The sequence below is a fragment of the Mycobacterium sp. Dal123C01 genome (genome assembly GCF_052566995.1).
The window spans coordinates 605,149-614,896 of record NZ_CP199580.1 but is presented as its reverse complement, the minus strand read 5'-3'; the positions used below and the strand labels follow the sequence as shown (position 1 = coordinate 614,896).

Sequence of the window (9,748 nt, the reverse complement as noted above, 5' to 3'; positions counted from 1 at the left end):
GCCTGCATATCCTGAACGCGTGCATGGCGACGGTGACGGATGGGTGGTATCCGACAGCGGCGCCCACTATTGGGGTCGGTACGGCGCGGCCGGTTTGCTGCTGCGGGCCCCACGATCCGACGGTACCCCCGCGGTGCTGCTGCAGCATCGAGCGGTCTGGAGCCATCAGGGCGGCACCTGGGCGTTGCCGGGTGGTGCCCGGGACAGCCACGAGAGTCCGGAGGAGACGGCGGTCCGCGAAGCTCACGAAGAGGCCGGCCTGCTCGCCGAGCGCCTCGCGGTCCGGGCGACGGTCGTCACCGCACAGATCGCCGGGCTCGGCGGTACGCACTGGACCTACACCACCGTCGTCGCCGACGCCGGCGAGTTGCTGCACACGGTGCCCAACCGGGAAAGCGCCGAGCTGCGCTGGGTCGACGAGAACGAGGTGGCAGACCTGCCGCTGCATCCGGGCTTCGCGGCGAGCTGGCAACGGCTGCGCACGGCCCCGGCGCTGGTTCCGCTGGGCCACGGCGACCAACGGCGACAGCATCTGCCGCGCACCATGGAGATCGAAACCGGAGTCTTCGTCTGGTGCATGCCCGGCGATGCGGATCAGGTGCCCTCGCAGTTCAGTCCCCGCATCAACTCGCTGCTAGAAGCGCTGACCTGAGCTGCTGCGCTGCGGCCCGGGGGTCTTCGGCCGCGGTGATCGCGCGCACCACCACGATGCGCCGGGCACCGGCCTCGAGCACCTCGGGCAGCCGCTGCGCGTCGATGCCCCCGATCGCAAACCACGGCTTGCCGCTCCCGAGTGCCGAGTCCAATTGCGCCGCGGCGCGGACCAGTCCCAGGCCCGGTGCCGTGCGACCCGGTTTGGTGGGCGTGGGCCAGCACGGGCCGACGCAGAAATAGTCGGCTTGCCCTGCTGCCGAGCTGTCCACGGCCGCCGCGACCTGGTCCGCGTCGTGGGTGGATAGGCCGATCACCGTGTCGGGCCCGACGATGTCGCGGGCCACGGCCGGTGGCAGGTCGCCCTGGCCCAGATGCAGCACGTCGGCGCCGGACGCGCGGGCAATGTCGGCCCGGTCGTTGACCGCGAACAGCGCACCGTGCCGCCGGGCCGCGTCCGCGAGGATCGCGCAGGCTTCCAGCTCGTCGCGCGCCTCCAGTGGGCCGAACCGCTGTTCACCGGCCGATCCCTTGTCGCGCAGCTGGATGATGTCCACCCCGCCGGCCACTGCGGCCTCGGCGAACTGGGCCAGATCGCCGAGCTCGCGCCGCGCGTCGGTACACAGATAAAGCCTGGCGGACGTAAGACGGGTAACAGGTTGGTGCACACCGAGACGCTAGCGCGCTAGCGTAGAACCCGAAGAACTACCAGACACGGGAGTCCCGGCGAGCTGCGGGGCTGAGAGTGGGCACAGCCGGGCAACCGGACCTGCCCTTACCGTCACACCTGATCCGGATCATGCCGGCGAAGGGAGGCCAAGGATGCCAGCGAATGGATTGGGTCCACCGACGGGGTATTTGGCCGTCATCGGCGGCGGCGTCATCGGGCTGTCGGTGGCGCGCCGGGCAGCGCAGGCCGGATGGTCGGTGCGGGTGCACCGCACCGGCGAGCAAGGCGCATCCTGGGTCGCCGGCGGCATGCTGGCCCCGCACAGCGAAGGCTGGCCCGGCGAAGAACGATTGTTGCGGCTGGGCCTGGAGTCGCTGCGGCTGTGGCATGAGGGCGGCTACCTGGACGGACTGCCGCCCGAGGTGATCACCGCCCGCGAGTCGCTGGTGGTGGCCGTCGACGGCGCCGATGTCGCCGACCTGCGCACCGTTGCCGACTGGCTAGCTGCCCAGGGACATCCGGTGATCTGGGAGTCGGCGGCGCGTGACGTCGAACCCCTTCTGGCGCAAGGCATCCGACATGGCTTTCGAGCGCCCACAGAATTGGCTGTGGACAACCGCGCGGTCCTCGAGGCGCTGTCGGCGGACTGCGAACGTCTCGGAGTGCAGTGGGCACCGCCGGCGCATGACCTGTCGCGGGTCGAGGGTGACGCGGTGGTGATCGCCAACGGGATTGACGCACCGGCGCTATGGCCCGGGCTACCGGTGCGCCCGGTGAAAGGCGAGGTGCTGCGCCTGCGCTGGCGCAAGGGATGTATGCCGTTGCTGGGCAGGGTGATTCGTGCTCGTGTGCACGGGCGCCAGGTGTACATGGTGCCGCGTGTCGACGGAGTGGTCGTTGGCGCGACGCAGTATGAGCACGGCCGCGACACGGCGCCGGTCGTGTCCGGAGTACGTGACCTGCTGGACGACGCGTGTGCGGTGTTGCCGGCATTGGGCGAGTACGAACTGGCCGAGTGCGCCGCCGGGCTGCGCCCGATGACGGCGGATAATCTGCCTCTCGTGCAACGCCTGGACGAACGCACTCTGGTCGCCGCCGGGCACGGCCGGTCAGGTTTTCTGCTGGCGCCGTGGACCGCCGAACAGATTGTGTCCGAACTCGTTCCGGTTGGAGCCCACTGATGATCGTGCTAGTCAACAAAAAGGCGGTCGAGGTCGACGGCCAAACTACAGTGGCCGGGTTGCTGGAGTCGCTGGGCTTTCCGGAACGGGGTATCGCGGTGGCCTTGGACCTCTCGGTGCTGCCCCGATCGTCGTGGACGACAAGAGTTTCGGAGCTTCCCGGTGAGCCGGTGCGGCTCGACGTAATGACGGCGGTGCAGGGTGGCTAGGTCTGATTTGTCCCCCTCCTCAGCGGGCCAGGCTGGCCCGCATCGTCAGGGGACGGAAACCAAGTTAACGATCGCGGACCGCAGCTTTGCTTCGCGGCTGATCATGGGGACCGGGGGAGCGACGAGCCAGGCGGTGCTGGAGGAGGCGCTGATCGCCTCGGGTACCGAGCTGACCACGGTCGCGATGCGCCGGGTCGACGCCGAGGGCGGCACCGGATTGCTGGACCTGCTCAACCGGCTCGGCATCACACCGCTGCCCAATACCGCGGGGTGCCGCAGCGCGGCCGAAGCGGTGCTCACCGCCCAGCTCGCCCGCGAGGCGCTCAACACTAACTGGGTCAAACTCGAAGTGATCGCCGACGATCGAACACTATTGCCCGATGGGATCGAATTAGTCCGGGCGGCAGAGCAATTGGTCGACGACGGATTCGTTGTGCTGCCATACACCAACGACGACCCGGCGCTGGCCCGCCGGCTGGAGGACACCGGCTGCGCGGCGGTGATGCCGTTGGGTTCGCCGATCGGAACCGGCCTCGGCATCACCAACCCACACAACATCGAGATGATCGTTGCCCGGGCCGGTATTCCGGTGGTTCTCGACGCGGGTATCGGCACCGCGAGCGACGCCGCGCTGGCGATGGAGTTGGGTTGTGACGCCGTGCTGTTGGCCTCCGCGGTGACCCGGGCCACCGATCCGCCCGCCATGGCCGCCGCGATGGCGGCCGCGGTAACCGCCGGCTATCTGGCGCGACGTGCCGGGCGGATCCCGAAACGCTTCTGGGCGCAGGCATCCAGTCCGCAACCATGAAACGCTATGTCGCGCTGGGTAGTTCGATGGCTGCCGGTCCGGGCATCTTGCCGCGCGCCCAGGGCGCGCCCCGATGGTCGGGCCGATCAGCCCGCAACTACCCGCATCTGGTCGCCGCACGGATGGACCTCGACTTGGTTGACGTCACCTTCTCCGGCGCGACCACCGCCCACATCCTCACCGAGGAGCAGCATTCCGCGCCGCCCCAGATCAGCGCACTGGACGGCTCGGAGGCGTTGGTCACCGTCACCATCGGCGGCAACGACGTCGGCTACGTTCCGCTGCTGATGGCCGCGGCGCTGCCGCGGCCGGCCCGGCGGCTGCCGCTGCTGGGCACGCGGATAGCCCAACTGCTGGACCGGGACGCGCGTGATCGGGCCCTGGCCGAAGCGTTCGATTCCTTGTGCGCGGTCGGAAAATTGGTGCGCGAACGCGCGCCGCAGGCACGAGTTTTCTTCGTCGACTACCTGACGATGCTGCCGCCCGCCGGAGTGTCCGCACCACCGCTGTCGCAAGCAGATGCCGACCTGGGCCGCCATGTGGCGGCCGCCCTGGAACAACTCACGGCTGACGCGGCCTCGGCAACCGGTTGTGAGGTCGTCAGCGCCGCTGCGGCCAGCCGTCAACATCACGCATGGTCTGCTGAACCCTGGACGACCGTGCCGGCGAAATACATTGTCCCGCTACCGCATCGGCCCGCACCGTTGCACCCGAACAGCACCGGGATGCGCGCGGTGGCGGAAGTTGTTGTGGCCCAGCTGTAAAGCTCAGCCGTTGGCCTGCCACCACTTGTACAGGGCCGCCGTGTCGCCGTTGGACGCGCGGACGAAGGCCAGCACGTTCTTGGAGTCGACGGTCCAGAGGACCTCGGCCTGACCCGAATCCGTCCCGCACGCCACTTGTCCGGCCGAGTCGGAGTTGCCCTGGTGCCACGTGGTCGGCGACTTGGCGTCTCCGCAGTTGGTGAGGGTATCGCCACTGATGAGCTTGGTGAACGAGCTGGCCGTGTCGGCGCTGCTGCCAAACAGGAAATATTTACCGCCCATCGGACCGGCGGAGTCGGTGTTCTGCCCGCACTGCAGCACTGCTACCACAGGGGCGCCAAAGGAGCCCTGTACGTCGGACACCTGCTGGGTCGAGCAGTTGCTGCTGGTGTAGCCCTTCGACAGTGCGCTGGTGAGCGTGTCGATGGGGCCCGCGGTCGCGGTGGCAGTACCAACACAGAAAAAGGTCGCTGTGAAGGCTGCGGCCGTCGCGGCCCGCAGCGCTTTGGTCGGGTAAGGCATCCTCGACTCCTGAAATTTGTCTAACCGCCGGAAGTTTGCTCTGACGACTTTTTTCGCCGCGAGAATGATCGTAGGGATAAACCTCAGCTATGCAACCCATTCCGCCGAATACCATTTCCACCTGCATGTTTCCCGAACCTTGAGCAACTTCCGCCGGCTGAAGGGCGGGCCGGCTGTGCGGAGGTGGAATCCGTTGCGGCTCAACTGTAAAGGTCAGCCATTGTTTCGCCACCATTGGTAGAGCGACGAGACGTCGCCGCTGGACGCACGGATCAGGCCGAGCATGTCTTTGGCGTCATTGGTCCAAATGATCTCGGCATGGTTCTGAAAAGTCCCACACGCTACCGATCCCGCGTTGGTGGCGGAGCTGCCTTGATGCCATGGCGTAGGTGAGGAAGCATCCCCACAGCTGCTCAGGGTGTCGCCCCCGATGACGGCCTTGAACGAGCTGGCCAGATCGTTGCCATTGCTGAACAGGAAGTATTTGCCCACTATCGGCCCGCTGGGGTCGGGACTCTGTCCGCACTGCAAGTAGGCCAGCGCGCCATTGGGAACCGCCTGGGCGGTGCAGTTATTGAGGCCGTAGCCCTTCGAGAGCGCACTGGCCAACGTGTTGATATCCGCGGCGGTACCGGTATTGGGGTCTGCGGTCGCCGTCGCGGCGCCCGCAAACGCGAAACCGCCCACAAGCGCCCCAGCCATCACGGCACGCAGCGCGTTGGCGAGATACCCCATGCACCGACTGTAGGTCTCTGTCGTGGCTACGTAATAGATTCCACTGGACATTGTCTTTCGGGGCATCATTCGCGTACGGCTTCGGCAATTCCCGATGGCGTTGAAAGCGATGGCTAGCCAATGTATTTGGCTAGTGGATCCGCTATTCATACGAGATGGCTGGGTGGCGGGCGGCTGCGGTGCCGCCGAGGTCGAGGACCTGGCGCAACTGTTTTTCGCGTACCTAGTGCCGTCACGACTTCGCTCGGGTAGGGTAAGCACCGCTTCACGCCAGCTAACTTCTCGTGACTGGAGAACCATGACCGCACAACCGCCACCCCCGGGCTATCCGCCGCAGCAGCCGCCCGCTGGGCAAGCGCCGAACAACTACTTGGTGTGGGCCATTCTGGCAACGTTGTTCTGCTTCCCCATCACCGGGATCGTCGCGATCGTGAAGGCCGCCTCGGTCAATGGACTGTGGACGCAGGGCCTGCACGCCGACGCGACGGCAGCCGCCGCCAGCGCCCGTAAGTGGGTGATCTGGTCGGTCGTCGCCTGGGTTGTCATCGTCATCATCTACGCGATCATCGCGATTGCGGCGGCCCTGAGCACGCCGGATACCCCCGCGGCGATGCTTGTGGGGCTGCGCTAAACGCGGGTTACGCTCGCGGGTATGCGCCAGGGGCATATTGCGCTTGGGCTCGGCGCCCCACTGATGGTCGCCGCGTCCGCGGCATTTGTGTGTGCTGCCACCTGGGTGGGTGATCCGACCACCCAGGGTGGCCCCCTGCCGGTATGTCCCACCAAGGCGCTGCTGGGTATCGACTGTCCCGGATGCGGCAGCCTGCGCATGCTGTATTCGCTCTTGCACGGCAATCTGATGGCCGCCGCCAGGTTCAACGCGCTGGGTCTGGTGGCGGTCGTGCTATTGGTGTGGACCTACCTGGTCTGGACCTACGGTCGCATGACGGGCCGACGGATCCGGGGCTGGCAACACCAGCGCTGGTCGGCGATGGTGGCGCTGTCGTTGGTGGTGATTTGGTTTGTGGTGCGCAACATTCCGTTTGCCCCATTCAGCGGGCTGCATGTCTGATGTGATGCCGCGGTGAGCCGAGTGCGGTGACCGCCCACGGGCGTCTAACCTTGGGCGCGATGGTGAACAAATCACGGACGCTGCCGGCAATGCTCGCCACGGTCGCCCTCGCCGCGGTTTTGACCGGCTGCTTCCATCGCTCGGCTAACTCCGGGCAGGCGAGCGACCCCGCCGCCGCCGAGTTCGCCACGGCAGTGCACAACAAGGTCACGGCCGACGCGATGATGGCGCACCTGACAAAACTGCAAGACATCGCCAACGCCAATAACGGCACCCGCGCGGTCGGCACACCCGGGTATGAAGCCAGCGTCGACTATGTGGTGAATACATTGCGCAACAATGGGTTTGATGTGCAAACCCCCGAGTTCTCGGCGCGCGTTTTTCACGCCGAGAAGCCGGCGGTCACGGTTGGCGGCAAGACCGTCGAGGCGCACGCGCTCGAGTACAGCCTCGGCACCGGGCCCGACGGGGTGAGCGGGCCGTTGCTGGCGGTGTCGACGGGCAACGGCCTGGGCTGTGCGCCGTCGGACTACGACAACCTTCCGGTGCGCGGTGCGATCGTACTGCTGGAGCGCGGCACCTGCCCGTTCGCGAAGAAGGAGGATGCCGCGGCGCAGCGCGGGGCCGCGGCGATGATCGTCACCGACAACGTCGACGAGGAGCAGATGGGCGGCACGCTGGGGGCAGACACTGTGGTGAAGATTCCGGCCGTGGGCGTGACCAAGTCCGCCGGAATGCAGCTGCGCGCCCAGCCTGGGCCGACCACGATCAAGCTGAACGCCAGCAGCAAGAGTTTCAAAGCCCGCAACGTCATCGCGCAGACCAAGACGGGTTCGCCCACCGATGTGGTGATGGCGGGCGCGCATCTGGACAGCGTGCCCGAGGGCCCGGGTATCAACGACAACGGCTCTGGTGTGGCTGCGGTCTTGGAAACCGCAGTGCAGCTGGGGAATTCGCCGCAAGTGCATAACGCGGTGCGCGTCGGTTTCTGGGGTGCTGAGGAACTCGGACTGATCGGATCGCGCAACTACGTCGAATCGCTGAATCTCGACGACCTCAAAAACATTGCGCTGTACCTGAATTTCGACATGCTCGCCTCGCCGAACCCCGGCTACTTCACCTATGACGGAGACCAATCCCTGCCGAAGGACACCCGCGGCCAACCAGTGGTACCGGAAGGCTCGGCCGGCATCGAACGCACGCTGGTCGCGTACCTGAAGTCGGCGGGCAAGACCGCGCAGGACACCTCGTTCGACGGTCGCTCCGACTACGACGGTTTCACCCTGGCCGGTATCCCAGCGGGCGGCCTCTTCTCCGGTGCGGAGGCCAAAAAATCCGGCGACCAAGCAAAGCTGTGGGGCGGGACGGCAGACGAGCCGTTCGATCCCAACTATCACCAAAAAAACGACACCCTCGACCACATCGACCGCACCTCGCTGGGGATCAACGGCGCCGGCGTCGCCTACGCGGTGGCTCTGTACGCACAGGACCTCAGCGGACGAAACGGCGTTCCGATCACGGGGGACCGCACGCGCCACGTGCTCGCAAAGCCATGACGTGTGCTCGTGAGGCCAGGCTGCGCCGGCTGGGCGCGGCGTTGCTGACGACCGGCCTGCTGGCGGGCTGCGCCGCACCGCGGCCGGCTGCGCCCGCCGCAGCACCCGATCTGGGTCGTGGCCTGGCCGCGAAGGTCACCGCGGACGGGATGTTCGTCCACCTGCGCGCGCTGCAGGATATCGCCAACGCCAACAAGGGGAACCGGGCAGAGGGGACGCCGGGCTACGACGCCAGCGTCGAATACGTCGTGAAAGCATTGCGCAGCAAGGGATTCGAGGTGGAAACGCCACAGTTCGACCGGCTGTACGCGATATCACCGGGCAAGCCGTCGCTGACGGTTGCCGGCAGTAACTATCCGATCGACCAGGCCTCGCTGCTGGTCCGGACTCCGCCCGGCGGCGTCACCGGCCAACCGGTGCGGCCCACCAAACCGTCGGGCTGCGCGGTGAGCGATTACCCGCCCGCCCTGCCCGCGGGTGCGATCGCCGTTGTCGACGACGCTGGATGCTCGGTGGTCGACAAGCAGAACAGCGCGAAGGCCAAGGGAGCGGCGGCACTGATCGTGGTCAGCGCGCCCAACGGCCAGGGTGCCCCGCCCAGGTTGTTCAACCCCGGCTACTTCAAGCAACTGACCATGCCGGTCGCCGTGGTGGGTAGCCACGGTGGCAGCGCGCTGGCCAGCACCACCGCGCCGGTACGCCTGGTGCTGGATGCCGAGAACATCAAGATCACGTCCCGAAACGTGCTGGCGCAGACCAAGACCGGCTCGACAAAAGACGTGATCATGGTCGGTGCGCATCTCGACGGCCCGCGCGGCGGTCCGGGCATCAACGACAACGGGTCCGGGGTGGCCGCGGTGCTGGAGACCGCGCTGCAGTTGGGCCCATTGGCACCGGTGAACAACGCGGTGCGCTTCGTGTTCTGGGGAGCCGACGAGGGCGGGCTCGACGGCGTCATGGATTACGTGTTCGGCCTGGATGACGAGCAACTCAGCGACATCGCGATGTACCTGAACTTCAACCTGCTCGGTTCGCCCAACGCCGGCTTCTTCACCGATGACGGCGATCAGTCCGGTCCGCCCGGACAGGGGATCGCGTTCAGCGACGTGCCCGAAGGGTCGGCCGGCATCGAGCGCACGCTGTCCGGCTATCTGAATTTGGCCGGGAAGCGGCCCGCCGATATGCCGTTGGGCACCCGGACCGACTATCACCCGTTCATGGTCGCGGGGGTGCCGATCGGCGGCATGAGCACCGGCGCATCGCAGCTGAAAACTACTGTGCAAGCACGCCTATGGGGCGGTCAGGTCGGTGTCGGGTTCGATCCCAACTTCCAGGGTCCCCGGGACACGATCGAGAACATCAACCGGGAAGCATTGGCCGTCATGGGTTCTGGCGTGGCCTTCGCGGTGGGCAGCTACGCCGAGTCGGTCGGCGGTGTCAACGGCGTCCCGCCCCACGACAAACGGCACCGGACCAGGGTACCCTAGCTGTGTTTGCTGGGTCTCTCGCTTTTGCTACGCCCGTCGACGGGCGGATCTAGAATGAGAACCCTTTGCTGCTGCCGTGCAGCCGGTCGGGAT

General features: G+C 66.8%; 12 protein-coding genes. 9 read left to right on the top strand and 3 right to left on the bottom strand.

The genetic code is table 11. The annotated features are described in order from the left end of the window. Positions 1 to 19 precede the first annotated feature (19 nt). Positions 20 to 652, top strand: a complete 633-nt coding sequence (locus tag ACTXG5_RS03035) for an NUDIX hydrolase (RefSeq protein ID WP_445162289.1) — start codon at positions 20 to 22, stop codon at positions 650 to 652. Here the strand turns inward: ACTXG5_RS03035 and thiE are convergent. Continuing rightward, positions 624 to 1,319: a thiamine phosphate synthase gene (gene thiE / locus ACTXG5_RS03030; protein WP_445162288.1), complete on the bottom strand. Its 696-nt coding sequence runs from the start codon at positions 1,317 to 1,319 to the stop codon at positions 624 to 626. The two genes, ACTXG5_RS03035 and thiE, sit on opposite strands and share 29 nt — an antisense overlap. A 154-nt stretch (positions 1,320 to 1,473) precedes the next feature. On the opposite strand from thiE, the gene thiO reads away from it, so the two are divergent. From thiO to ACTXG5_RS03010, 4 genes are read left to right on the top strand one after another with little or no spacing between them, the layout of a single operon-like run. After that, on the top strand, positions 1,474 to 2,502 hold the full coding sequence (gene thiO, locus ACTXG5_RS03025) for a glycine oxidase ThiO (protein WP_445162287.1): 1,029 nt from the start codon (positions 1,474 to 1,476) through the stop codon (positions 2,500 to 2,502). Then, positions 2,502 to 2,711, top strand: a complete 210-nt coding sequence (thiS, locus tag ACTXG5_RS03020) for a sulfur carrier protein ThiS (RefSeq protein WP_445162286.1) — start codon at positions 2,502 to 2,504, stop codon at positions 2,709 to 2,711. Before thiO ends, thiS begins: the two co-directional genes overlap by 1 nt. Positions 2,712 to 2,718: 7 nt before the next feature. Then, on the top strand, positions 2,719 to 3,519 hold the full coding sequence (locus ACTXG5_RS03015; protein WP_445164241.1) for a thiazole synthase: 801 nt from the start codon (positions 2,719 to 2,721) through the stop codon (positions 3,517 to 3,519). After that, complete coding sequence (locus ACTXG5_RS03010) at positions 3,516 to 4,283, top strand: SGNH/GDSL hydrolase family protein (RefSeq protein ID WP_445162285.1); 768 nt, start codon at positions 3,516 to 3,518, stop codon at positions 4,281 to 4,283. Before ACTXG5_RS03015 ends, ACTXG5_RS03010 begins: the two co-directional genes overlap by 4 nt. Before the next feature lie 3 nt (positions 4,284 to 4,286). Here the strand turns inward: ACTXG5_RS03010 and ACTXG5_RS03005 are convergent, their stop codons facing one another. Together ACTXG5_RS03005 and ACTXG5_RS03000 are read right to left on the bottom strand one after the other, a co-directional pair. Then, positions 4,287 to 4,805, bottom strand: coding sequence for a serine/threonine protein kinase (locus ACTXG5_RS03005; protein WP_445162284.1), 519 nt, complete (start codon positions 4,803 to 4,805; stop codon positions 4,287 to 4,289). A gap of 213 nt (positions 4,806 to 5,018) precedes the next feature. Next, positions 5,019 to 5,540, bottom strand: coding sequence for a serine/threonine protein kinase (locus tag ACTXG5_RS03000; protein WP_445162283.1), 522 nt, complete (start codon positions 5,538 to 5,540; stop codon positions 5,019 to 5,021). Between the two features lie 298 nt (positions 5,541 to 5,838). Between ACTXG5_RS03000 and ACTXG5_RS02995 the strand changes: the two genes are divergently transcribed. From ACTXG5_RS02995 to ACTXG5_RS02980, 4 genes are read left to right on the top strand one after another with little or no spacing between them, the layout of a single operon-like run. Further along, complete coding sequence (locus ACTXG5_RS02995; RefSeq protein WP_445162282.1) at positions 5,839 to 6,171, top strand: CD225/dispanin family protein; 333 nt, start codon at positions 5,839 to 5,841, stop codon at positions 6,169 to 6,171. A 21-nt stretch (positions 6,172 to 6,192) separates the two neighbouring features. After that, entirely contained in the window at positions 6,193 to 6,612 is a 420-nt protein-coding gene (locus tag ACTXG5_RS02990; protein ID WP_445162281.1) for a DUF2752 domain-containing protein, read from the top strand. Between the two features lie 59 nt (positions 6,613 to 6,671). Then, the gene (locus ACTXG5_RS02985) at positions 6,672 to 8,168 is read left to right on the top strand and encodes a M28 family metallopeptidase (RefSeq protein ID WP_445162280.1); all 1,497 of its coding nucleotides are present in this window, start codon (positions 6,672 to 6,674) and stop codon (positions 8,166 to 8,168) included. After that, entirely contained in the window at positions 8,165 to 9,655 is a 1,491-nt protein-coding gene (locus ACTXG5_RS02980) for a M28 family peptidase (protein WP_445162279.1), read from the top strand. Before ACTXG5_RS02985 ends, ACTXG5_RS02980 begins: the two co-directional genes overlap by 4 nt. Positions 9,656 to 9,748 lie beyond the last annotated feature (93 nt).

Bases quoted from the DNA above. Each gene is read 5' to 3' on its own strand.
- thiO (WP_445162287.1), top strand. From the start codon at position 1,474: ATGCCAGCGAATGGATTGGGTCCACCGACGGGGTATTTGGCCGTCATC.
- thiS (WP_445162286.1), top strand. From the start codon at position 2,502: ATGATCGTGCTAGTCAACAAAAAGGCGGTCGAGGTCGACGGCCAAACT.
- ACTXG5_RS03010 (WP_445162285.1), top strand. From the start codon at position 3,516: ATGAAACGCTATGTCGCGCTGGGTAGTTCGATGGCTGCCGGTCCGGGC.
- ACTXG5_RS03005 (WP_445162284.1), bottom strand. From the start codon at position 4,805: ATGCCTTACCCGACCAAAGCGCTGCGGGCCGCGACGGCCGCAGCCTTC.
- ACTXG5_RS03000 (WP_445162283.1), bottom strand. From the start codon at position 5,540: ATGGGGTATCTCGCCAACGCGCTGCGTGCCGTGATGGCTGGGGCGCTT.
- ACTXG5_RS02995 (WP_445162282.1), top strand. From the start codon at position 5,839: ATGACCGCACAACCGCCACCCCCGGGCTATCCGCCGCAGCAGCCGCCC.
- ACTXG5_RS02990 (WP_445162281.1), top strand. From the start codon at position 6,193: ATGCGCCAGGGGCATATTGCGCTTGGGCTCGGCGCCCCACTGATGGTC.
- ACTXG5_RS02985 (WP_445162280.1), top strand. From the start codon at position 6,672: ATGGTGAACAAATCACGGACGCTGCCGGCAATGCTCGCCACGGTCGCC.
- ACTXG5_RS02980 (WP_445162279.1), top strand. From the start codon at position 8,165: ATGACGTGTGCTCGTGAGGCCAGGCTGCGCCGGCTGGGCGCGGCGTTG.